Here is a 25,473-nt window from a genome sequence, read left to right as displayed (position 1 = left end):
TTATCATTTTTCGTTCATACAAAAGAAACGTATTCTTAAAAGAAACTATGTTACCACTCACTTACGAAGTCTTACCTTGTCTTATCAGGAATGTTATTTAGTCTTATCGCCAATTATCAAACCCAACAAAGAGGAACAAGATAATCTGGAAAACACCTTCAGAAAAGTAGTATGAATGGTATCCTTTGTGCTAAATCTCACCTAAGGGAATTGCAGGAAAAAGGTTTCGAGGCCGCCGTACTCTTTGATGCGAAAACGTAAACTGAACATTAAGAGGTTCTAACTGTTGATATATCAATCAAATATTTGAAGATAACCTATTAAAAGTTGAAAATCATGTGTACAAGAGTAGTTTATTCGGGAACAAACGGGATGGTAGCGACTGGTCGCACGATGGACTGGAAGACCGATATGCATAGTAACCTATGGGTGTTTCCTAGGGGGATGGAGAGAAACGGGGAGACAGGAAAGGATTCTTTAAAGTGGAAATCCAAATACGGCAGCATCATCACCTCCGCTTTCGAGATAGCCAGTACGGACGGAATGAACGAGAAAGGTTTGGTAGCTAATTTGCTCTGGTTACCCGAAGCCCAATATCCGGCCAGAGATAAGAATAAGCCGGGCCTTGCCATAACGATATGGGTACAATATATGTTGGATAATTTCGCTACGGTGGAAGAAGCGGTCTCTTTTATCAACGAAGATACGTTTCAAGTAGTATCGGATAAGATGCCGGACGGTTCCCGCTTGGCGACCTTACATTTATCGATTTCCGACGCAACCGGTGATTGCGCTATCTTCGAATACATAGGAGGTAAACTGACCGTTTATCACAGTAAGGAATACAAGGTGATGACTAACTCCCCTACTTATAATAAACAGTTGGCTCTTTGTGAATATTGGAAATCGATCGGAGGGCTGAGTTTCCTTCCGGGTACCAACCGTGCATCCGACCGTTTTGCCAGAGCTAGTTTTTATATAGATGCCGTACTTAAGACGGACGATGAGAAGATAGCTATCGCCTGTGTATTCAGCGTGATCCGTAACGCCTCTGTCCCTTATGGCATATCGACTCCCGAGAGTCCGGAGATATCCACCACGCAATGGAGAACGGTATCCGAAAGCAAGAACCTGATTTATTTCTTTGAGTCGAGCCTGACCCCGAACACTTTCTGGGTACGACTGAGAGACATGGACTTATCGGAGGGTGCGCCGGTACTTAAACTATCCATCGCCAACGGTGAGACCTATCATGGCAACACTTCAAAAGACTTTAAGCCGGCGCAACCATTCAAGTTTATGGGTGTAAAGGATCTTATTTAGTCTTGGCTAACTATTTTTTGGGATAATATGTTCCATATTTCCTTTTACAACATTTGAGTTTCAATTAATATTTATATTTGACGTCAAAAATCTTACAATATGGATAAACAGTTCCTCTGCCTTGATTCACCTACAGACTTTATGGTTGGTAAATACATATCCGCCGATGAACTCAAGGAGTTTATAAATATTCCTTGTAAGATAAAAGCCGGGGTCTTTATCCTTTGCATGGAAGGGCAAATACGCTCAACTATCAATATGTCAGAATTGACCACCTCGAAACTCAATGTTGTAACGCTATTGCCCAATAGTCGCATACAAATACATGAGATATCCCCCGACATCTTGATCTATTTCATAGCGTTCTCTTTCGATTTTATGTGTTACGCAAATTTTATCAAGAGCACGATGGGTTATCTACTTATGATTTACAGGTATCCGATTATAAAAATATCCCAAAACAGGGCCAACCTGATCACGAACTTCTACGAGCTTCTCTATCAATATGCCGTATATCCCGATATCTTGAACAATAAAGAGATGATAAAGGCCATTTTCATGATGTGTAGTCAAGGTATCGCAGAAATATACAGTAAAAATTACCCATTAGAGAAACAGGAACTTACACGTCCGTTACAAATCTATCAAGAGTTCCTAAATATGGTATTAAGATACTATACAAAAGAGCATAACGTATCGTTTTATGCCGAGAAGTTGGGCCTCACGTTCTCCTATTTCTCGACATCCATCAAAAAAGCGATCGGCGAGACTCCCCAAGAGATCCTCACGCAAACAATAATCATAGACGCTAAGACACAGTTAAAAGGGACTAACCAAGAAATCAAAAACATAGCGATGGACCTCGGCTTTAATAATCTATCGTTCTTTAATAAGTTCTTCCGTCGAAATGTAGGCATGACTCCACAAGAATACAGGGGTAAATCGTATACCTATTCTTGTTACCAGAAAACATCCGACTAGCCGAAAGCAAAAACGGAACATATTATCAAAAAGAAGAATTTCAAGGGTACCTTTTATAATTTTTACTTTTGTAGAATAATATAAAAAGACATACGATGGAAGGGCGAGAGACGGATCTAGAATACAACTTATTGATGGGGCTTACGGGAGCTAGCGTCAGCAAACATTTATTGGATGAGCATTTCACACTTTTATGGGCAAATGACTTCTATTACGATATGATAGGTTACCCCAAAGAAGAATATGAAGCTCTTTTCCACAATAAACCCGATTTGTATTTTAAAGGTCATGATGAAGCTTGGAATATATTATCCAAGAATGTTTACGAGACGATAGCTAATAAAGCCAGCGGTTACGAAACCGTTATCCAGATGCCAACGAGAAAAGGGAAAAGATGGACTAAAATCACCTCAACGTTTACCGACCAACTACAAGACGGCATCCCTATCTCCTATACGGTAATGACCGATGTAGAGGACGTAATGCGAAGGCGGATCGAGCAAACGATCACTTATGATAATATCCCCGGCTTCATATCCAAGCATAAGGTACATAAAGACGGCAGTTTTACATTGCTGGAGGCAAATGATAAATATATGGACTTCTCTGGTATCGATAAAAATTCTTTTTTATCTTTCAGTCCTTTCTCCCGTTTAGATGAAACAAGCCGTAATACGATGAACGCACATATCCCCTGTATGCTAAAAGGGGAACCTGTACATTTCGTTATCCAGTCGAAAGACAAAAACGGCAACGGCGCTTGGCTACAGTTGAACGGGGAATGTATCGGCTGGGAAGGTGACGAGCCTATCTATCTTATCGTTTACATCAATATCACCGACATTACCGAACAGAGGGAGTTGCAAAAGAAACTGGAGAAACAGTCAAAGCAACTTAAAGAAGCACTAAAGTCGGCGGAACAAGCCAACCAAGCCAAATCTGATTTTCTCGCCCGCATGAGCCACGATATCCGTACACCCATGAACGCCATCATGGGAATGGCGACTATAGCCAAAGCCCATGTAGATGAACGTGAAAGAATATTAGATTGTATGGAAAAAATCAATGGAGCCTCTAAATTATTATTGAGTCTGATTAATGAGGTTCTCGATATGTCCAAGATCGAAAGTGGCAGGTTAATTCTTTCGGAGGATGAGTTCAATGTGGGTGAGCTCTTGCAAGACTTGGTCGTTATGATGCAACCGGAGATCAAAAACAAACAACAAACTTTAAATATACACGTCAAGAACCTTAGGCATGAGAATGTAAAAGGCGATACGCAGCGTATCAAACAGGTATTGATGAATATCCTCTCGAACGCAATTAAGTATACGCCGGAGAATGGGCGAATCACGATAGAAATCTACGAGAAGGACCCTCATAACGGCATCGGAAATTATCAATTCGTGTTTGAGGATAACGGAAGAGGTATGAAACCGGAGTTTCTGGATAAGATTTTCGAGCCTTTCGAGCGTGCGAGCGATGATGAGATCAAGAGGATACAAGGCACTGGCCTCGGGATGTCGATCAGCCATAAGATCATTCAGATGATGGGAGGAGATATCAAGGTGGAGAGTGAATATGGCAAAGGTTCCCGCTTCACCATTGACATGCCATTGGTTTGTCGGGATCAGAAGCCCGATGATAAGATAGAGGTAGAAGGTTTAGAGGTTCTTGTGGTAGATGATGATAAGATCGCTTGTCTAAACACGTCTAGCTGTTTGCGAGAGATCGGGATAAACAGTGAATGCGTATATTCAGGTAGCGAAGCTATAGAAAAAGTACGACAGCATCATTTAGCGGAGAAAGAGTATTTCGCCGTGATCATTGACTTGAAGATGCCTCAAATGAACGGCATTGAAACAACCCGGCAAATCAGACGTTTCGTGGGAGCGGACGTACCGATCATCATTCTCTCCGCATACGATCTTGAGGAATATGAGGCAGAGGCTAAGGAGGTTAAGGCCAATGGATTCATCACCAAGCCTCTCTATAAGTCCAAGCTACTCCAAGTATTGAGATCTTTCCTTGACGAAGGAGACCAGCCGGAACCGATCCGCCCATTCAAGTTATCAAACGTCGATTATTCCGGCAAGCGCATCTTGCTGGTGGAGGATAACGAGTTAAATCGTGAGATCGCCGTAGAGATCATCGGCAGCACCGGTATCACTATCGATACGGCGATAAATGGGCTCGACGCCGTACATAAAGTCGCCCAATCGGAAGAAGGATTTTACCAGATAATACTGATGGATATCCAGATGCCTATCATGGACGGTTATGAGGCGACCCGGCAGATTCGTTCCCTCCAACGAAGGGATATCGCACATATGCCAATTATAGCCATGACCGCCAACGCTTTTTCCGAAGACGTGACAAACGCTATCAAAGCGGGCATGAATTATCATTTGGCTAAACCGATTGATATTGGGGCGTTGATGGGCATCCTTAGTAAATATTTACAAGCGCCCGCATAAAGTTTATCTTGCGTATTAAAAGTTCATGTAATAAAATTGTCTATTTTTAGCGATCAATTCGATTATAAGCATAAAGAGACTTCATGAACATCAGACTTCGTTTTAAGTTAATCGCTTTGTTGATCGTCCTATCGCTGGCCGGGCTTTTGGTTTTCCAAGGATACTGGCTGAAAGGTTTATATGATACATTATATAAACAGATGGAGATCAATATAGAGGAAGCGATGAAGATCGCCGACTATAAGGAGTTGTTCCTGCGCATCCGATCTATCAAAAAAGAACAGGGAGCGCTGGGACCTCAAACCCAAGATGTGTACTTCAGCTCAGAGCTAGATCCGTCTAATAAGCAGAAGATGGACGCAAAAGCTTCGATCCATCCGCAGAAAGAAGATCCTGACCTTAACCGGGAAGATATCTTCAAGACGGCAAATCCCGACTCACACATGAAACTACATATCGATTACGGGGATGAGGAGGACTTTAGCTCGATAGACTCTACCCTAACGGATTACCTATATGTAATCGGCGAGGTGGAGGACATGGTGCAGCAAGCGATGCACGCGAATATAGATTCTATAAAACCAATTGATTTCAAGACCTACAACAAATTATTAACCTCGGAGCTGGAGGCAAGAAACATCGTAACGGAACATGAGCTGGTAACGATTTATAAACCAAACAACGGGGACGAGAAGGGTTGGATGCATCTGGACAAGCCGGAACGATTCACTACGTGGAAAAACCCCGTGCATTTCGATTACCCGCTCCATAACGAGAGCACGTTACAATATCGCCTGTTCCTCAAATCGCCGGCCAGCGTGATACTCACCCAGATGAAAGGCATCCTGATCTCCTCCTTCCTATTACTTTTGCTGATCATTTGCGCTTTCATATACTTACTCCGCACCATCTTAAAGCAAAAGACCGTGGAAGAATTGAAGACCGATTTCACCAACAATATGACGCATGAGCTGAAAACCCCGATCAGCGTCAGCTATGCCGCCGTAGACGCATTATTGAACTTTAGCGATCCCGTCAACGAGAAACAGAAGAAATACCTGACGATCGTTAAAGACCAACTTATCCATCTTACCGGATTGGTGGAACAAATCTTGACACTCGCCGTAGAGAACCGCAGTACCTTCCGCCTGCGCCCCGAAACCATCTCATTAAACGAGTTGGTGAACTCCCTCATCGAGCAATACAAACTGAAAGCGAGCAAACCCGTGGAGTTTACTTGCTCCATCCCCGAGGATATAGAATTGGTGGCCGATCGTACCCACCTATATAATATGTTGAGCAACCTTATCGATAACGCGATCAAATACGCCGACAAGGAACCTTGCCGCATCGAAGCGACAGCCCGGCAAGACAATCACGAAACGACAATCTCCATAACCGATAACGGCCCGGGTATCAGCGAAGCCAACCAGCGGCAGATATTCGACAAGTTCTTCCGGGTTCCCAGCGGGAATATCCACAACGTGAAAGGTTATGGCCTAGGATTATATTACGTAAAAGACATGATGGGTAAACATGGAGGAACAGCCCGTGTGGAAAGCGTCCCCGGCAAAGGCTCCACCTTTACCCTGCATTTTAAATAATAATCCGAAAATAAAGTATCAAATATGGAAAAGATAAAAGTACTACTAGTAGAAGACGAGCCTACATTGGCCATGATCATCAAGGATACGCTGGATGGGAACGAGTTCGATATCACCCTAGCTGCGAATGGCGAGGAGGGCCTCTCCCGTTATGCGGAGATCAACCCGGACATTATCGTAGCGGATATCATGATGCCCAAGATGGATGGTTTCACGATGGTCAAATTGATCCGTAAGACGGATACGCACACCCCTGTCCTATTCCTATCGGCCCGTTCCGCGGCCAACGACGTGGTAGAGGGCTTCGAGCTGGGCGGCAACGATTACTTGAAAAAGCCTTTCGGCATGGCGGAATTGATCGTGCGCATCAAGGCGTTACTGCATAAGGTGTCCGTCCAAAGACCGGAAGCCACCTCTTTCCGTATCGGGCTTTATACGTTCGATTCCATCACGCAGACATTGGTCTACCGGGGAGAGAAACAACTCCTCAGTAACCGGGAATCCGAGATATTGAAGCGCCTTTGCGACAATAAGGACCAAGTATTACCGATGAAAGAGATCTTGATAGACCTTTGGGGGGATGATTCTTTCTTCAACGCACGCAGCCTGCATGTCTTTATCACCAAGCTACGTCATAAGTTATCGAAAGACGAGTCTATCAAGATTTTGAATATCCGGGGAATCGGATATAAACTGATCATTGATTGAATTGCTTCAATGCCTGTGCCATCTGGTCCGGGCATGAAGTTCCCCTTCCATGACAATCGATGCCAGACAAACGACCGATAGCGTCTTCGATGCGCATACCTTTCAATAAGGCGCACATGCCTTGCCCGTTACCGTGGCAACCTCCTACAATCTGCACATTCTCGATCACGCCATCCTTCGCGTCGATCACCATCAACTTAGAACAAACACCTCCTTGAGGCGTATAGGTTATACGTCGTGTTTCCATTTTCTTTTTCTCTCCTTTTTATAAACGAGTCGCAAAGGTATAAATAAAATTAACTACATTTGTAGCATCTAATTTACAAAAACATGACATACGAGGAAACGCTACACTATCTATATACCAGCATCCCGGTCTTCCAACACAGCGGAGCTTCCGCTTACAAACCCGGTCTTGGTACAAGTATCGCCCTAGATGATTATCTGGGAAATCCGCATAAAGCCTATAAGACCATCCATGTAGCCGGGACAAACGGCAAAGGCTCGGTCAGCCATCTATTGGCGGCCATTCTCCGGCAATCCGGTTTCAAGGTCGGGCTTTATACCTCTCCCCACTTAGTGGACTTCCGGGAACGCATCCGGGTGAACGGGAAAAAGATCTCCCAAGATTACGTGGTTGATTTCGTCGAGCGTCATCGTTCTTTCTTCGAGCCTCTCCATCCTTCTTTCTTCGAGTTAACGTCCAGCATGGCTTTTGAGTATTTCCGCGACCAGCAGGTAAATTACGCGGTTATCGAGGTCGGGCTTGGCGGTCGTTTGGACAGTACGAACATTATCACTCCGATCTTGAGTATTATCACGAATATCAGTCTGGATCATACGCAATTCTTGGGAGATACGGAGGAGAAGATAGCGGCGGAGAAAGCCGGCATTATCAAGAAAGGCGTACCGGCACTTCTTGGGGAAGCCGAGAAACAATCGGTTTACGACGTTTTCAAAAACAAGGCGGAAGAAGTTGGCGCACCTTTCTACTACGCCCAACGAATGGACATGGTAAAAGACGAGTGCAGGCTGACGGTCGGTGGCAAATGGTTCTTCCCTTCCGTTGAATATGGAGAAATCCAAGGAGAACTTGGCGGTGAGGTGCAGGTAAGAAATGCTGTCACCGTATTATCCGCCATCCATATATTACGAACGGAATTGGGTGTAGATATCATCCCGGAAGCGGTACACGAGGGTTTCGCCCACGTAACGAAACTGACGGGATTGATGGGACGTTGGCAAACCTTGCGATCCAAACCGACCGTCATTTGCGACACGGGGCATAATGTAGGAGGCTGGGAGCATCTAGCGGAGCATCTGAAAGTCTTGCGTCAATATTGCGGGCAAATCTATATGATCGTCGGCATGGTAAACGACAAGGATATCGATGGCGTATTATCCTTGATGCCGCAAGACGCTTTTTATTTCTTCACGCAAGCCTCCGTGGAGAGAGCGATGCCCGTAGAGGATTTCGCCGTGAAAGCCATGCGTCACGGACTGTCCGGTACCCTTTGCGATACGGTGCAAGACGCTGTCGAGAAAGCGTTAAGAAGGGCTCGTGAGAACGACCTGATCTTTATCGGAGGCAGTACGTTTATCGTAGCGGACGCTCTCCCCTTGTTCATGAAAGAAGACGAATACAAATAATATAACTCTATAAAACAAATATCATGATAGAAAAAATTCATCAGAAACTAAGCGACTCGAAAGTCGCACGCTGGAGTGTACTCGCTTTGGCGGCATTCACGATGCTTTGCGGATACTTCCTTACGGATGTAATGGCTCCGCTTAAACCGATGTTGGAAGAACAGCTAAGCTGGACGAGTACGGAATATGGTTGGTTCACCAGCGCTTACGGCTGGTTCAACGTATTTCTCTTCATGTTGATCATTGGTGGTATCGTTCTGGATAAGATGGGTGTCCGTTTCACGGGTGTCGCTTCCTGTATCTTGATGATTATCGGTTGTTCCATTAAATATTACGCCATCTCGGATGCGTTTACGATGGAAGGAGAGCTTTTCGGATGGAAAGCGCAAGTGATGGTGGCCGCCCTCGGATACGCGATCTTCGGTGTCGGCGTGGAGACCGCCGGTATCACGGTATCTAAGATTATCGTACGGTGGTTCAAGGGAAAAGAGATGGCGTTGGCTATGGGCTTGGAGATGGCTACGGCTCGTTTGGGTACGGCCTTGGCTTTATCTATCACGGTTCCCGCCGCCAAGTACTTCGGTAGTATCTCCGCTCCTATCTTGCTTTGTCTTTGTATGTTGTGTATCGGTTTGATCGCCTTCCTCGTATTTTGCGTGATGGATCGCAAGCTGGACGCTTCGATGGACGCTATCGAGCAAGCCGAGGAGGAAGAGCCTTTCCGTTTGAAAGATATCTTATTGATCGTTACCAATAAGGGTTTCTGGTTGATCGCTCTGCTTTGCGTATTATTCTATTCGGCCGTATTCCCCTTCTTGAAATACGCTACGGACTTGATGGTCAATAAATATAACGTAGATCCGGAGTTGGCGGGAAATATCCCGGCTATCTTACCTTTCGGCACGATTCTTCTGACTCCGTTCTTCGGTAATTTATACGACCGCAAGGGTAAAGGGGCGACGATCATGATCTTTGGCGCCTTGATGTTGATCGGCGTGCATTTATTATTCACGCTTCCGATCTTGAATCAGTGGTGGTTCGCCACGATCGTGATGATCGTATTGGGTATCGCTTTCTCCTTGGTCCCATCGGCGATGTGGCCATCTGTTCCGAAGATTATCCCGGAGAAGCAATTAGGCACGGCTTATGCCTTGATTTTCTGGGTACAGAATATCGGTCTGAGTATGGTTCCCTTATTAATCGGCTGGATATTGGATACGTATTGCAAGATCGACAATGGTACGGGCAAACCGGCTTACGACTATACGATACCGATGGCAGTCTTCACCTGCTTCGGTGTACTCGCCCTCTTCATCGCCTTGATGTTGAAACGTGAGGACCGGATCAAAGGCTACGGCCTTGAATTGCCGAACATCCAAAAGGACGCCGATAAAGCCGAGGCCGAGATAATCGCTAAAGAGATGATCGCGGAGCCTTAATAAAGCTCATAACCCTAAATAAATGGAAGGCGCTGTAAACTTGATTTACTGCGCCTTTCTTTTTGATGACTGAAAACCATCGTCATTGGAACACACAAAAAGTTCGTTTGAAAAAGAGGAGTAGCGAAACAACTACAATATGCCTTATTCATAAAATCTTTTTTAGCGGTAATATTAATAAAAAAGTCGGAGATTTTTAGAAATAGTTGCATAATGGCGACACACCGCTTGAATTCAGCGAATTAATGGGATTGTTTTTCACTTCCATTTGAAAAACGACGCTGCAAAAAGCACATTTGAGCATGAGTTACGTTACCTAATCGTTACCTTGTCCAAGTCTATAAAACAGACAATATAAGCAGTTATTTTTCAATTGTTTGCATTATTCTTCATAGCTTAAAACAACTCGATAAATAGTAATTTTGTAACAAAAATAATCGAGTTATGAGGAGTACCTTTCGAGTTCTGTTCTACACCAAGAACCAGGCCATAAAAAATGGCCGTGTCCCTGTCATGGGGCGTATTACCGTCAACGGAACGACGGCGAGTTTCAGCTGCAAGCGTGATGTTCCCCTTGCCCTTTGGGATGCCAAAGGCAACTGTGCCAAAGGCAAATCCGAGGAGGCAAGACGGCTGAACCGGGAGCTGGAGAACATCAAGGCACAGATCGGCAAGCACTATCAATATCTCTCGGACCACGATTCGTTCCTGACAGCCAAGAAGGTCTATGACCGCTATAACGGCTTTGGCGAGGAGATCCATTCGTTGATGGAGATCTTCAATATCCAGATCCGGGATTACAAACGGCAGATCGGCAAGACGAAAGCCCAAAGCACCTACCGGGGGTTGGTGGACGAGTACAAGTGTCTGTCCTGTTACCTGAAGGACAAGTTGGGTACGGAGGATATCCCCCTGATGTCGCTGGACATGGATTTCATCAAGAACTATTACAACTGGATGCTTTCCGTGCGCGGGCTGGCCAAGTCAACGGCCTTCGAGCGCGTCAACACACTGAAATGGCTGATGTATCTGGCAATGGACGAGGGATGGATCCACAAGCACCCGTTCAAGAAGTTCGTGTGCAAGCCGGAATACAAGAAACGTCCTTTCCTCTCGGAGGAGGACCTGCAACGCGTTATCAGCGTCAAGCTGAGCTACAGGCGGCAGCAGGCCATCCGGGACATGTTTGTTTTCATGTGCTTCAGCGGCCTGGCCCATGCCGACCTGAAGGAACTTTCTTACCGGAATGTCCACACGGATTCGGACGGGAACACCTGGCTGGTTGGAAACCGTGTGAAGACCAAGGCACCCTATGTTGTCAAGCTGCTCCCGATAGCCGTCGAGCTGATCGAGAAATACAGGGGGGTGAACGAATTCAAGGTTTCTCCGGACAGGGTGTTCCCCGTGGGGGAAATAGGGAGTATGGAGGACAGTCTGAAACGTATCGGCGAGAAGGCCGGCTGCAGTGTCCGCGTCAGCCCGCATGTCGGAAGGCATAGCGATTTTTCTTTCTTGCTAAGATACAATGTATTACAATATATTTCGGCTTGATAGGTAACGATTTAGAAACCAGCGAAATTCCGTGTTTTACCTCGTTTTGCAGTAATTCAAAAGAACGCTTTTTCTAAATGCAAAGGTAATATTATTATTTTGAATAATCCACTGTGTTATCATAGAACTGAGCAAACCACATCACTTTCTTAGATTATATAATCAAGCTAAATGACAATCACCTATATCGAACAAGAGTCGCAATCAAAAAAAGCAATTACTGTTATTATTAATATGAGAACTCTAATCAATGCCTACAAGCCTGCATTATTTGTTTTTTACATATGGTTTTATCACATCAATGCTCCATGCATAATTTAGATTGGCTTGTGAGCCGTCTGCAAACGAACCGGATGTGATACCGACTACTTCTCCGTATTCATTTATCAATGCGCCACCACTGCTACCGTGATCAATTAAAGCAGAAATTTGCATTAAATTTTTGTCACGCCATTGCGATACCTCTCCTGAAGAAAAGGTATTTTCAAGTCCACGGGGGCTACCAATAGCATAGACTTTTTCACCCACATTCGGTTTGTATTTGGCAACGGGAATAAAATCTGTATTGGAAACATCTACACGGAATAGAATAAAATCTTCATTTTCACTGCTCATGATCACTTCCTCTACTTTGTACACCTTATCGCTTCCAGCTAATTTAATCCCTTCCTCACCAATGCCAGTTCCTTTGAACACATGATAATTGCTGACAGCCAAACCATCTTTGTTGATAAAGAATCCAGAACCTTGGTACATATTGTAGCCATCCGAAGTAAACACCATAAAAACTGACGTATTATATTTCGAAAAAATTTGAGAACCATCAAGCTTATTTTTATCACCACGATTATTTACAACTGATATTGTGACGTTCCTTGCTTTTTTATTAGGAGACACTAGTACTGACTGTGACTGTTGTGAAGTTACAATCTTATCATTCCTTTCACCATGTCCTGATTTATGAGCGCATGAATACAGACATATAATAGAAACTGTTGATATTATGAAATTATTTATTTTCATTGTTTTCAAAAATGTTTTTTGGCAATATATGAATAAGGAAACGCTGATTCTCTCTTTCGTCATTTGTTTCTCGCATAGAATGAGTATCAAGTTTGCCATCTCCACTGCCAGATATTAGAATTTCGCAATTACTCCCAAATGTAATACGTGAATCTTCAATCCAAAAACGCATAAGTGCTAATGCCCGTTGGTAACTTAATTCATAATTATAAAGGAAGTTGTCTTTTGACGCTTGCCCCTCTATTATAAGAATATATTGATTCTCACTATGGTTTTTTAAGAAATCTCGTATTTCGCGTCCTGCCGCAGCCAATTGACGTAATTGGGCTTCTTTATCCGTAGATACAATATCATTCAAGTCAGACTTTCCGGCAGGATAGCGAACTTGAATTGTTAGAACATATTTTTTGTAATCTGAACGATATTGAAAATAATCTCGACTTAAATCTTTTGTTGATTGCTCAACCTTTTTAATCTCTTGTAACTGAGCTTCTGTTGCCTCCATACGCTTATGTAGAAGAACAATTACAAGAATGAATAATACTAACATGACAAAAAACAAACTTGTCATCAAGTCTGAGTAACTTGTCCAAAAAAACGATTCCTTTTTCTGAGCCATAATTACTTTTTATTATTATCTTTAATAGAATCTGTTGTATTTAAGACCGCATCAGTAGTATTTTCTGCTTGTTTATTAACTATTTGCATCGGCAACTCTGTTGGCTGAATATGGATTTGTTGTGGCTGGCTCTTATCCTTTTTAACGGGGAAAAACATAAACACGATATTTAAAATGCAGGTAATGGCAATGATTACTAATGCAGCCCATCCTGAGACTTTCATCCACGCTGGTATGGAATCGCCAACACGAACACTATCATTTGTATCAAGTATTTTATTTACCTTTGTGGTCATCAAGGTTTGTTTGATAGACTGGGATATGTCATTCGCTAAACGGATGTTTGACATTTCTATTTTTTCAATCAGCTTGTCAAGTCTGACAGGAATTGCTGAAATTTCTTCCAATTGTTCAGACAATTGTGGCATTTGTGTCATTTGGGCACTAAATTGAGCCTTTAAATCATTTGTAAATTGTTCAAATGACTCTCGTTCAGATTTAAGAATTTCTTTGAATGACTCACTTTGTTCAATAAACCTTTTGTGCAGTTCTTCGACATTTGATGATGTAGATTCCTTTATATTTTGGAGAGACTCTTGAAGTGTCCTGTCTGCATCAGCTGTTGTTTTAGCTATTTCTCCTTTATGACGTCCAAAGAAATCTCTTATTTCTTCAAGTATGTGGATTCGATTTGCTTGTTCATTATACAATGATTCAAATCTATGTATAGCTTCGGTGTATCCTTCAATATCATTGAGATATTGATTAAATACTTCCAATTTGTCTGTGCATTGTTGTAATTCTTCAAGAACACGCACATTAGCTTTTGCCATTTTCATAACATCCATGTCATGAACCGCTTTTATTATATCCGCTTGTATTGCATAGGACTGATTAACGGCATTTAGCGTATTCCCAAGATTTGATGTGTTTTGTGCGAATGTATTGTTGAATTTATTGAGATTTCTTACGAGATTGTTAAGTGCCTCGGATGTATCAGATGGTAATTCAGGAAGAAGTTCTGATTGCATCCAAGCAAAAAAAGAATTTTTCCCGTCTTCCTCATTAAGTTTGCATCTTTTGAAGAGAAGAGAATTGACTGTCGTAAGCAGAATACCACAAATAGAAGCCAGCATTGCCCATGCGACACCACTTAAAAGAGAATTAATTCCAGAAGCGGCACTCTGTGAAGCATTATCGATAACTCCGCCACCGCTGCTCATAAGAGTCATTATTGCATTAGACTGTAACAAATCCCACAATCCCATAATAACACCAGCCATTGTACCAGCCAATCCCCAATAAAGTGGAATAGGTGTCTGTGTAGCTATGTCATTTTCTACAGAATCACAGTGACGGTCAACCGCATCTTTCAGAAGACCAAAATCAATAACTGAACCGGAGTTATTTCCAAGATATTTATTGATGGATGTAATAATGCCGATAAATATTTTGTTACCATCCCCATATATGCCATCCACAAGAGAGGTTTCTGCATTACGTCTTATTCGCCATGAAGTTGTACCAGTAAAGATGTTACTGAATTGGCGCATACGCAAAAAGTTCTTCACAAAGAAAAACAATTGCATAAATATGATAATAATAATTATTATAGGTACTATTGAATGCATAATAGTTGATTATTTTTTTAAAGTTATAACTGCTTTTTTTACAATAATCCATTTATCTCCTATTTGTTGAGCCAGTCCTTTGTAATGAACGGACATATCAGTTGCCTCATTTTTAGATACCCCTTCAAATTCTACAGCCAAGTCCATATAGTCGCTGGATTTGATAGAGGAAAGAGATGCTATAGGCTCAAAATTAGCTGAACCATCAATAATTTGTGCTGAAAATCTTGCATCACTATCTTTTGATTCAAGTACTTTTTTAAAATACCCTGTGCCGTTTTCACCACTTATAGCTGTTCCAAAGTAACCTATTCTAGTTGGTTTTATCGGTGGGGTAATTGTAGATGGAGTCGGTGTTCCATGAACAAGAGTAGTCTTTTGTATTTTTAAAAGTTCATTCTCTAAATGTTGTATTTTTCGAGACAAATCAGAGATTTCATTATTGGGTATCGATGACGAGGCTGAATAATTTGTACGTTTAGTACCAGTAACATTTGGTTCAAATCGACGCTCATTTAATAGCTGTCTCAGTGATTCGATTTCTTCACGATGACGACTTAATCTATTATTACATTTCCCTGTTTTTCCAAATGCAAAAATTGATACTATCAAACCAAGCAATCCAATACCTCCACCAATAAGAATATACCATTTATTCGTTGCTTTTTCATCATTGATTTTCTTATTGTCCATTTTTACTTCGCTTAATTCCTGATAAACCTTTTCATATTTTTCGGTTAAATCCATTATTTTTTCTCGTAGATTGTTGATAGAATCAGTTATCGCTTTTTTATGCTTCTCATCAGATTGCGTTATGGAACTCTTTTTATGCATCTCTTCTAGAGAAGTGTTGGCAGCCACATCATTGCCACAACTACACAAGCAGATGTCCGCCAAGGCTAATGTGAGTAATGAGATTATAATTTGTTTCATGTGCTCTTATGATTGTTGTAATTCGTTATATATTTCTGCTGAAATTGCATTTAACACCCCTTTTATGGGATAATAGAAGAATGTTTCCTCTATCATATCTTCCGCCTCAGTTTCTTCACAACGCTGACTTATTCCTTTTTCAAGGAACGTGAGAAGATCTTTCTTTGCCATTTCTTGTGCGATACGAATAGATGATGGTTTAACTCCGAAATTTTTATCAAAATTGAATGCAGAATTCATATCAACAAGTACGAACTTGAAGAAATCCTCAACTGCGGTAACTGTACGCCTCTTGTAATCATCTTTAATGTTGGCATAGGTATCTTTTGGTGTCACTAATCCTGTACAATCACTCTTGAAAACAATAGTCTTATCTCTGTTGTCTTCATCTTCCGTACCGATAATGCCACCCTTACAAGTTGATTCTTTAGGGTTAGAGTCTTTTTCAAGACCCAGCAAATCCAATTCCTTACCATACGGTTTTCCGAGCAGTTTTTCAAATACCATTTTGGTATATCGCGCGAGTAATTTGGAGTCGGTTGTAATAACACGTATTACCTTGCTGCCATTGCCACTAAAAGAGATATGACGAGGAACTTCAAGGTTAAGTGACTTAACAATTTGCGCTATGTGATATACTATTGCCGTATAGAAAATAATAAATACAATCTTAAAATCTTCATCTTCTTGGAGTATATAATTAAAATCAATAGCTTTGACATTAACTCCGGCTCTTTGGGGAATAGTGTTGTCTTTAAGACCGAATAGGAATGATGCCATATTAGCAGGTTTGGTGTTATTCGGGCTATTGAACACGCGAATAAGATCCATTAAATTCTTCTCTTCAAGAAGTTTCAGAATTTCATTCTTATGCCAGTCAACTATACCGTTATCTTCATCAAGTTCTGAAAATGAATTTTCAAACAGAGTATTTGATGCAAACCGAAATGATGTCACATGACTTATATTCTTATCTTTCGCAAACGCAATATCAGTAGTGCCTCCACCAATGTCAACATTGATTAAATCCGTAGCCGTTGAATATCTCTTGAAGAAATATTGAATTGGTGCGGAAGATTCCGTCATATATCCAGTAACACCATTTCCAAAATATTTTTGGTAAGCATCATCCCATGTAGATTTCAATCTACGCAATCGCTTAGGTGCCATACTTATAGGATAAAACCATGTGATTTTAGTATGCTGCAAATCGCCATTATTAAGAAGGACCTTATTCCTAATGATAAGCATAAGGCATCTGACATACGACTCCATCACACAAAGATCATCACCATTACCCCATTTGATGTTACATCTGAAATTGTTGTAAGACAACTCACTGCGCTTATCATAAGTAAATGGAAGATTCACAAGCGTAAATGGTTCGACTACATTTGTCCAATCTATTGTCTTTGCGCAGGAAAGCACAGTCCGAGTTGGAAAATGAAAATCGGACAAGCCGATTTCTGAAGGAATAAAATCTTTCTCTATAAGTTCGGTTTCTTCAATCAAATCTTCAATTGAACCATATTCATTCTTTATAGGGATGAACATTTCACATAACTGTCTATCCTTAGCCGTGAAAGTAAAAACCTCTGGTTTTTCATTTCCTTTGCGGAACTCTATGTGGGTATTAGATGTACCTAAATCTATAGCGAACTCAAACCGTTCAACATTCCTTTGCTGTTTGAAAATCGGCAGCAAAATACCACAATATCCATGTGTGTTACGAACTTGAACGAAATCAAAATTCCTTTTTTCCAACAAATAATTATCAGCCTTAACCATAATCTGTTGGTCTTCATTACGACAAGTGCAGCTTTTTGGTAGGATTTTTTCACCATCACTAAAAAAACGGAATTCGTTTCTTCCTGTTGCAGACTGAACACATGATACAGTATAAATAGCGTCCTGTTCATTGTTGAATCTAACTTGCGGCATAATGAATCCTGTGAACTTAAATTCAGTCATTCCACCCTCATTATTCTGTACATCTGCACATCTATTATTATAGTAAAGCCGTATGTATTCAACGTATCTGATATTTCCAGCTCCTTTAATGGGTACACGGAGTGTAACCTTTACACCTGAATTACCTGCAAGTGTTTGCATCTCAAACATTGGTTTTCCATCCATCATATTTCCTCTTATCTCTTCCGGGGTGAAATATTCAAACAACAGAGGTTTTAAAGGAAGCAGATATGACAATTCTTTTTCTTCTAGTTTCAAATTTCCATCAAAATAATTTTCAACATTCAGACTATGAGGAACTCGAATAATTGTATCTTCCAATAAGTCACTAATTGTCAGATATGGATTAAGAGAACCATCAAACGGAAGTGTTCTTTTCATTAAATCCAATTCCGAATCAATATACGGAGCAACATTAGTCTTACCCCATTTGCTTGTGGTATACTGAAGGTCGCCATAGCGGTTTCCCGCCTCTATTGGGAGAACTAATGGAGAGAACTCACATTCTTTCGTGGTTTTTATGGTAAAATCACTAGTTGTCGTTACAGGGCGAGAAGTCTTTTTGTATAGTGGATAGCCCAAAACTTCTACAATGTCATTTTGTTGTACATCAACGACAGAGATTGAAGACAACTGATCAAGTACAGTTGATGTTATAGAAAGTAACTCGTTCTTCTTTCTTTGGTCTGTGATTGCTGAAAATGTTTTTGTGAGATAGGTGTCAAATTCAGGGAACAATCCTGCAAAATTGGGTATGTTCTTTCTTAACGCAAAGAAATATTTAACAAATTCAAAATCTCGTCTGTACAATGGTTGGTAGTTAGAATCAAATGGTTTATCCTCTCCAAAGAATATATCATTAACATATCCTAAATCATTGGCATTGCTAAAAAATAACGTAGCTGGTGATGTAGCACCGATAATATTTAATTCATCTGGCCCTTCTACATAATTTAATAAATATATGTTTCTCAGTGCTTCGAAGTTGTACGTTTTGGAGTCTGAGGACATATACTTACGGAGTGCATCTGCAAAATAACGATGACCAGAAATGCCAGATTGGTCAAGTTCAGTAAGCATAATTGACCAATCCCATTTAATGATTTCTACTTTACCATTGAATTTATCGATATTGAAAAATATTTCCGCAACATCAAGAGTATCAGATACCATCTTATGAAAAATGGTATTGCCATCAAGATTGGACAAATTATTTTTCCCTGATTTACAAACTTCCTTAAAGGCGGCTTTTATCAAATCAATCCGGGCGAATGGAGATGGTATTGAAGTTATTTCATGGCAGGCTGATGCTCCATCAGGATCCTCAATGGTATCACGACTTGCTGAATTATATGGGAACGCAGGACTATTGTTCCAGTCTTCATAAGTTGTTGTTCCCTCTTTATATAATCTGAATACTTTTGACATAGTGAAATTAGTTACTTAATTTTTCTGATACAAGTTTTTCCGTTCCGAGAAAGAACATTTCAAGAAACTTATCTTCAACACCTTTACTCTTGCAATTTTTTACAGCACTATTTAAGCGGTCTGTCATCAAGTTGTAATCTGAAAATTTGCTAAAAATCCGCTTAGGTTTTACACCTGTTACTAAGTCAAAAGGCTTATTTCCACAAGCAAGATTGAACAAATCAAGAGAACGCTTATTATCTTTCATCTCCCTTAACCATTCCTGATACTTTTTCAAAAATGTCGCTAAGTCACTGAAAAAAACTCCAGAATAAAAGTTCTCAAAATTACCCTTATTTGCGTTAAAACCACTGGAACGATAAACATCAAGTTTCTGAGTCAACGCATTAGCTGTCATCGTAAATTGAACCAACGGGTAGTAAAGCATTTCATACATCTTACGATAGAATGAATCAAATGATACAGCTCCAGATGTCTCTTTTATCCCAAGTTCCATATTTGCCGGGGTATCAAACTTTGATTTAGAGAAATCAACGATAGCCGTAGCTCCCAAAAATTCGATTAAGTGAGCTGCGTTTTGTTGGGCTGAACCTCCTTCGTGATTATCGTATGTACTTACCACATCGTCAGCAAGATAATATAAAGCATCAATACTTCCATTTTTACTTATGTTATTCTCGTAATACGCTAATGCTGACTTTGTTTTAGAAATAAAGGTTGACGAATCTATTTCACTTTCATCATTCGGCTTTAGCTTAAAATATGGAAGTATAGTTACAGCACCTATTGTGGCTTTGTTGATGAGGTCATAATTGGGAAAATGTTTCCCCTCACGTAGTGTTTTTAAAAGTAATGGAAATCCGCTCGCACCAGTTCCTCCAAAGATAGAACTTATGATGAATATCCTATCTCCGTCGCTAAAAGAATTAGCGAAATCATTAAAATCTGCTGAATGGGCTATTTGATTTAACACCACACTCCCAATATTAGGATTACCTTTGAATCCCACTTCCATTGATGATTCAAGATTTTTGTCTGAAAACAGCATCTTGGTCATTGCTTTATTAGGCTTTGACATTGAGGCGTATTCGATAAACTGTTGAAACGACTTATCATCGGTGTCGTTAATACGGAGAGTGTAATTAGGTAAAATTCTTTCTATTTCAGTATGAAAGAACCTACTTCTATTGTCGTTACTAAATTGCAATTTTTCTCTGATTGCAGTATAATTATTTAATAATGATACAGTTCTAGTAAGATCTGCGTTTGCAACATCTGGGTCAATTATTATGGGTACAATTTCATTGGCTCCGAACTTTACTCCAGAGGCTAACATCATGGCAAGAGAGCGAAGGATTCTTGACCCCGTCCCCCCTATTCCGAAAACAAATATTTTAGACATAACTTCTACGATTAGAATGGTGCACCAGAGCAGTTGGGACTCCACCATTTGAATATAAATGTGAAAACTATAAAAGCTAAGACAGAGAGAAACATATTGGAAACTCCAAAACAAATTATCTCTGCTCCACCAATATTGAGAGGAATTTGTAAATCTGTTGCTGGATCAATTGTTACCATCTTTCCTCCATAATAGTCTTTAAGCACCAATTGCCAGCCCACAATAAAGTTTATTAGAGCATTTACCATAAGGAAAATCCCCCATCCCCACCAATGGTTCAAGCGAGGGTGATTGATTGCATAATAAAATATTAAAACTATTGCCAAGCTTATGCCAAGCATTGTCCAACCAATTCCTATATAAGAGTTAGTCTGAGATAATGGAGAGGACTGTCCCCAAAGATAGTTCGCTAGTTCTATTCCAAAGAATTCTTCAAACCAGCAATAAATACTTCCAAATAATTCGCCCATAATTTATTTTCGTTTAACAGTGAATTTAAGCGTAGTTAATACATTATCTTTTTTATAAGCATCAGAGACTCCTCCGATTAAATATTTTATACCTGTCGTTTTATCGAGATTACCCTTTACATTTTCCCCAGATTCATCGTTCGATTCAAGAACCCAACTTGGCATATTCGGAGCCTTCAGTATCAAGTAATCTTCTGCAATATTTACTCCTTTGGGTATTGTAATATTAATAAAATGAGAATATTCTCTCTCAGTCGCTATTATCGGTTTAATATTTTCTATTATGAGGTTCTGATTATTAAAAGAATAATTATCAAGATTCAGCAGAACATCTTCTGATTGTAATGTTGTACAAAAGTCGGCACGAATAGTTGCATTATAATCACCTTTGATGGGATTAATTGTCTTGCTTATTAAAGCTCTGTTTGTTATATCATATGGTATAGAGGTTTTTGGGCAATATGAGATAATATTATCATATCCATATTTTTCCAATCCCTTGAAAAGTACTTCCGTATTTAATTTAGCCAGTACGTTGCTATTACCAAAAATCCAAATATAATATGGTCTTTTTACGTTGGTCAGAACTTCACTTCCTCCATTCTGATAAAAATACTTACCATTAAAATCAGATTTCATCTTCAATATTTCAACGCCAAGAAGAGGAATATTTTTTCTGCCTTTATTTATAGTATTCTTAATTGATATTTGACAAGTACTTAGAAATCTCTGTGCATCAGAGACAGGAAGATCTAAGATGCAATCCGACACAAATATACTCACTGTAGAATCAGTCATCGCGTCCAATACTGTACTTAACATTTTACTTAAATCCGAATTGGATCGGTTGCCACCAGCCTTTTGGAATGTTATTGGATTCATTGTCTTAATATATTGCTCCAAATCAGCATGATATGGTATAACACGATTGTTTATATAATATAATTGAGTCGTATCTACACAAGTGCTCAAATCACTTACATAATCAAAAATGGCATCTTTCAATTGAGACCCATCGCACATATAACCATCCATACTTCCAGAGTTTTCAATATAAACCTTGAGTATAGGTTTTATATCACTAATTTGATTTGGATTATTATCCGAATTGACTATAATTTCATCTCCACTACAACTAAGCAGTAGTATAAGAGTACTTATAGCAGTGATTGCAAATATTTTGTTGTTCATTTAATGTAATTATATAAAGTTTATATATAGTCTCTTGCCAAGAGACGGATAAGCATCTTTATCTCGTTGATAATGAGTAATATTTTACTTTTGCAAAGATAACTTCGCAAAACATCTGATATTTTTCGCAAAACAAAAAGAACATAATAGATAAGATTTTCAGCGTTTTATAACTTAAAAATCATTATTTTGCGTAACTTTGCATTGTAATATCCGTCTCTTGGCAAGCGTTGGACAGATTCGCTAAACATCCACTGCCTCACAGCAGATCCAGTATTTTCTTATTGGCTTTATCTACCACGGTGGTATCCAACGATGCAAGATAAATCTGCGTAGTGTTCTCAGAATCATGCCCCATACCTTCGCTGATGACAGAGATAGGCACATTACGGCTCTTGGCAATACTTGCCCATGAATGCCGACCGACATACATCGTCAAGGGTATTGGCAAATCCAGCAGTTTCCCGATTTTCTTCAACAGATGGTTTACCCGATGAAGTTCGTTGGTGTATTGTTTCCGATAATCTTCATCATGTTTTGTAATGATAGGCAAGAGGTATTCCGTTTCGTTTATTGGATATTTATCAACAATCTCCTGCATACATTTTTCCCATTTGATGAACAGTTGTTGTCCTGTCTTGCGTCTACGATAGGAAAGAGTGCCATTCAGCAAGTCTTTCTTTCTCAGATAAGCCATGTCAATGAACGACATTCCCCTTGTATAGAAACAGAACAGGAACATATCGCAGGCATAGTCAAGATTGGGCTTCAATGACAAGTCCAGTCCTTTGATACGTCTGATGTCATTGAGTGATAAGGCTCGCTTCATGGTTTTCTCCACTCCCGTGTAGACAGACTTGAACGGATGCCGTTGCTCCGTCAGTCCATTTTCCACCGCACGGTTATAGACGGCTTTCAGAATTCGCATATAGAATGATATGGTGTTGGGCGTATTTCCCCTGCCTTTCAAATAAGCCTCGTACTCCGCAAACAAATCCGCATTAAGTTGGTCAAATAAAACCTCTGTGTCATTCATAAAACTGCTGAAACTTCTGAGTGCGGCTGTATAAGTCTCCGAGGTGCGTATCTTCCCTAAACGTTTCAGTCTCGCTACCTGCTGGCTGATGTAAGCGTTGAATGACAGTTCTTGCCTGTTTTCATGAAAGCGCATGACTACATCATCCGTTACGAATGTGCCGGATTGAGATAACGTGTGTATAATCTTATTCAACCTCTCCTTGTCCCATCTGATACGGGAACCTATCGAAAGCAGATAGTTGTTTCGCTCTTGTTCGTTCGGAGTACAATGCATGGCAACCGCTTCGGAATGTATATCCCATTCCGAAGCGAAAAGCTTATAGTCGGTATATATCTGTCTGACCACGCGGTTGTGAATCACCTGATAGTAAAGTGTACCCTCCTTGCCGACTATGGTAGAAGGGCGAAACTTGACTTTTACCGATGCCATATCAGTCGGATTTTGATTGGTAACACTTCTCCATATTCCTTGAAAGTTCTATAATCTTCCGACTTAACTTCACAAGTTCAATGGTACATCTTTCCAACTTATAAAGCAAAGCCATCGCTTTCTTCTCAGAAAAATGACAACGCAGCTCTTTTACGGCTTGATTATAATTCGTGCCGATGGCACGGAACTGGGCGTGGAAATCGGACAGCTTGGTTGTGTAGTCCACCATTGCCTTGTCTACCTTCAACACCTTGAACTTCTGCCCGAAGAAGTGCGCCTTCAGAAAGACAGCTTTCGCGTACACCTGTGATTCCTCATACATCGTGAGAAATTTGTTCCATTCCTCATCATCGAAGCGCACCATCACGCAGTGCGTCTTCGGGTTCAACTTGGGATTTCTCCCGTACTTGTTGTTCTTTTTCATGCTTCTTATTCTTTCAATTTTATAGTTTATCCTTTGTTTAATCTTTGATTAAGGAACCCCGAAATTATCCGACTTCGGAGGATAATTCTGCCCACGGCGGTGCAAGGGTTTTTAGTTACTCCGGAACATCCGAGTAACTGAAAACATACCTTGCTGTGTCTTTGAGGACACAAAAATCCTCCGCCTATCGGATTGATTTCCGAGTGTAATAACTCACTTTGTGTATCGGTCGAACCGATGGAGTGCATCCAACGGCTCAACCTGTTCCACCGTAATCCCGTCAGAGTTTGCGCCACTGCTCGATGTCATTCCGGTAGGCATCGAGGTGCAGGCGGACAAGGTTCTCTATAAGTCCGGATGCGCTCATGCCCTTCCCTCCGAGGTAGCGGACAACCCTGTCCAGCTCGTCACGCACCGTCTCACTGACGAACACGGGCTTGCGGTTGATAATTTTGGGAACTTTGAGATAAGTGGTGCGGTACTCATCCAAAGACAGCCTGCGCTGTTTGCTGCTGATGCGCTTCTGCGGCATTGCCGCTTCTCCGGTCGCCACTCCTGACGGTTCATCTGCCATAGGAATTTCTGCTTCTTCCGTGACGGTCTTGCCGAGCTGTTCCGGCTCCTCCGGTTCCAGACCGATACTCCTGTAGAAGTCGTCTATCGACTTGGAGGTGTAGGGTTCCCTGCGCCCCATTTTTTCCACGATTTCACGAGCCTGCTGCTCTGTAATGTTTGGTTCTTTTTTCATTGTAAAAACAAATTGATTAAGTTATTGAATGTGGTCTTGGTCTATACCTCGACCGATTATCGGGAGCGAAGTAAGGTGCTTTAATGCAGTCAGTCAAGTACTTGGATTTTCTTAGGCATTTTTGTACGGTTTTGCTTTATGGAGACTGACAAATCGGTGCGGACTTCACCGATTTACCGGATATGAATAGCTGAAAGGACAAAGGTACGATTGGGGGCTATTTTAAATTAAGCCCTTATTTTGGCTGTGGCTTCCTTATAAAAAATGGGAATTAAAGGCTGAACGGAAATCGTATTCCACCGGCTTGCTCACAGATAACCGGCAAGCAGTACCCCGGACAATGACTACCGTATCGGCGCAACACGCTGCCACTTTTTGAAAATCCATTGCATGACAGCAGATAATGTATTTCTTTGTGGCAAAAGAAACAGT

At 40.9% G+C, this 25,473-nt stretch carries 20 protein-coding genes and 1 pseudogene; 9 read left to right on the top strand and 12 right to left on the bottom strand.

All coding sequences use genetic code 11. The features are described from left to right. Positions 1–171: 171 nt before the first annotated feature. The 6 genes and pseudogenes from BDI_RS21385 to BDI_RS03770 all read left to right on the top strand — a co-directional run. Positions 172–252 (top strand): annotated as a pseudogene (locus BDI_RS21385) (cysteine hydrolase); the annotation flags it as partial. 84 nt (positions 253–336) lie between these two features. Next, the gene (locus tag BDI_RS03790) at positions 337–1,323 is read left to right on the top strand and encodes a linear amide C-N hydrolase (protein ID WP_005857563.1); all 987 of its coding nucleotides are present in this window, start codon (positions 337–339) and stop codon (positions 1,321–1,323) included. 99 nt (positions 1,324–1,422) lie between these two features. Further along, entirely contained in the window at positions 1,423–2,304 is an 882-nt protein-coding gene (locus BDI_RS03785) for a helix-turn-helix domain-containing protein (protein WP_005857566.1), read from the top strand. 95 nt (positions 2,305–2,399) lie between these two features. Further along, positions 2,400–4,781, top strand: coding sequence for a hybrid sensor histidine kinase/response regulator (locus tag BDI_RS03780; RefSeq protein ID WP_011966160.1), 2,382 nt, complete (start codon positions 2,400–2,402; stop codon positions 4,779–4,781). A gap of 83 nt (positions 4,782–4,864) precedes the next feature. After that, complete coding sequence (locus BDI_RS03775) at positions 4,865–6,385, top strand: sensor histidine kinase (protein ID WP_005857570.1); 1,521 nt, start codon at positions 4,865–4,867, stop codon at positions 6,383–6,385. Positions 6,386–6,409: 24 nt separating this feature from the next. Continuing rightward, positions 6,410–7,093: a response regulator transcription factor gene (locus BDI_RS03770; RefSeq protein ID WP_008772374.1), complete on the top strand. Its 684-nt coding sequence runs from the start codon at positions 6,410–6,412 to the stop codon at positions 7,091–7,093. Here the strand turns inward: BDI_RS03770 and BDI_RS03765 are convergent. Then, positions 7,083–7,340, bottom strand: a complete 258-nt coding sequence (locus tag BDI_RS03765) for a TIGR03905 family TSCPD domain-containing protein (protein ID WP_005857574.1) — start codon at positions 7,338–7,340, stop codon at positions 7,083–7,085. The genes BDI_RS03770 and BDI_RS03765 overlap by 11 nt on opposite strands. Positions 7,341–7,423: 83 nt before the next feature. Here BDI_RS03765 and BDI_RS03760 point away from each other — a divergent pair, with 83 nt between their 5' ends. From BDI_RS03760 to BDI_RS03750, 3 genes are all read left to right on the top strand, one after another. After that, on the top strand, positions 7,424–8,743 hold the full coding sequence (locus BDI_RS03760) for a bifunctional folylpolyglutamate synthase/dihydrofolate synthase (protein ID WP_011966159.1): 1,320 nt from the start codon (positions 7,424–7,426) through the stop codon (positions 8,741–8,743). Positions 8,744–8,766: 23 nt separating this feature from the next. After that, positions 8,767–10,182 carry an MFS transporter gene (locus tag BDI_RS03755; RefSeq protein WP_005857578.1) on the top strand — a complete coding sequence of 472 codons (1,416 nt, stop codon included), beginning with the start codon at positions 8,767–8,769 and terminating at the stop codon, positions 10,180–10,182. 444 nt (positions 10,183–10,626) lie between these two features. After that, on the top strand, positions 10,627–11,733 hold the full coding sequence (locus BDI_RS03750) for a site-specific integrase (protein ID WP_011966158.1): 1,107 nt from the start codon (positions 10,627–10,629) through the stop codon (positions 11,731–11,733). A 267-nt stretch (positions 11,734–12,000) separates the two neighbouring features. Here the strand turns inward: BDI_RS03750 and BDI_RS03745 are convergent, their stop codons facing one another. The 11 genes from BDI_RS03745 to BDI_RS03695 all read right to left on the bottom strand — a co-directional run bounded on the left by BDI_RS03745 (position 12,001) and on the right by BDI_RS03695 (position 25,041). Next, positions 12,001–12,756, bottom strand: coding sequence for a S1C family serine protease (locus BDI_RS03745; protein WP_011966157.1), 756 nt, complete (start codon positions 12,754–12,756; stop codon positions 12,001–12,003). Continuing rightward, entirely contained in the window at positions 12,743–13,375 is a 633-nt protein-coding gene (locus tag BDI_RS03740) for a membrane protein (RefSeq protein ID WP_011966156.1), read from the bottom strand. The genes BDI_RS03745 and BDI_RS03740 overlap by 14 nt, the downstream gene beginning before the upstream one ends. Before the next feature lie 2 nt (positions 13,376–13,377). Then, positions 13,378–15,006, bottom strand: coding sequence for a hypothetical protein (locus BDI_RS03735; RefSeq protein ID WP_011966155.1), 1,629 nt, complete (start codon positions 15,004–15,006; stop codon positions 13,378–13,380). A 9-nt stretch (positions 15,007–15,015) separates the two neighbouring features. Beyond that, positions 15,016–15,939 carry a hypothetical protein gene (locus BDI_RS03730; protein WP_011966154.1) on the bottom strand — a complete coding sequence of 308 codons (924 nt, stop codon included), beginning with the start codon at positions 15,937–15,939 and terminating at the stop codon, positions 15,016–15,018. Positions 15,940–15,945: 6 nt separating this feature from the next. Continuing rightward, entirely contained in the window at positions 15,946–19,338 is a 3,393-nt protein-coding gene (locus BDI_RS03725; protein ID WP_011966153.1) for a cell division protein FtsA, read from the bottom strand. A 7-nt stretch (positions 19,339–19,345) separates the two neighbouring features. After that, positions 19,346–20,740, bottom strand: a complete 1,395-nt coding sequence (locus tag BDI_RS03720; protein ID WP_011966152.1) for a hypothetical protein — start codon at positions 20,738–20,740, stop codon at positions 19,346–19,348. Between the two features lie 11 nt (positions 20,741–20,751). Further along, the gene (locus BDI_RS03715; protein WP_011966151.1) at positions 20,752–21,210 is read right to left on the bottom strand and encodes a hypothetical protein; all 459 of its coding nucleotides are present in this window, start codon (positions 21,208–21,210) and stop codon (positions 20,752–20,754) included. A 3-nt stretch (positions 21,211–21,213) separates the two neighbouring features. Then, on the bottom strand, positions 21,214–22,401 hold the full coding sequence (locus BDI_RS03710) for a hypothetical protein (protein WP_011966150.1): 1,188 nt from the start codon (positions 22,399–22,401) through the stop codon (positions 21,214–21,216). Positions 22,402–22,660: 259 nt separating this feature from the next. Continuing rightward, positions 22,661–23,869, bottom strand: coding sequence for a site-specific integrase (locus BDI_RS03705; RefSeq protein WP_011966149.1), 1,209 nt, complete (start codon positions 23,867–23,869; stop codon positions 22,661–22,663). Position 23,870: 1 nt separating this feature from the next. Then, complete coding sequence (gene mobA, locus BDI_RS03700; protein WP_011966148.1) at positions 23,871–24,293, bottom strand: conjugal transfer protein MobA; 423 nt, start codon at positions 24,291–24,293, stop codon at positions 23,871–23,873. A 280-nt stretch (positions 24,294–24,573) separates the two neighbouring features. Further along, positions 24,574–25,041: a DUF3408 domain-containing protein gene (locus tag BDI_RS03695; RefSeq protein WP_011966146.1), complete on the bottom strand. Its 468-nt coding sequence runs from the start codon at positions 25,039–25,041 to the stop codon at positions 24,574–24,576. Positions 25,042–25,473 lie beyond the last annotated feature (432 nt).

Origin of the sequence: Parabacteroides distasonis ATCC 8503, from assembly GCF_000012845.1 — a bacterium.
GTDB lineage: Bacteria > Bacteroidota > Bacteroidia > Bacteroidales > Tannerellaceae > Parabacteroides > Parabacteroides distasonis.
Note: the sequence above shows the minus strand (reverse complement) of the source record. Positions and strands in the feature narration are given on the sequence as shown.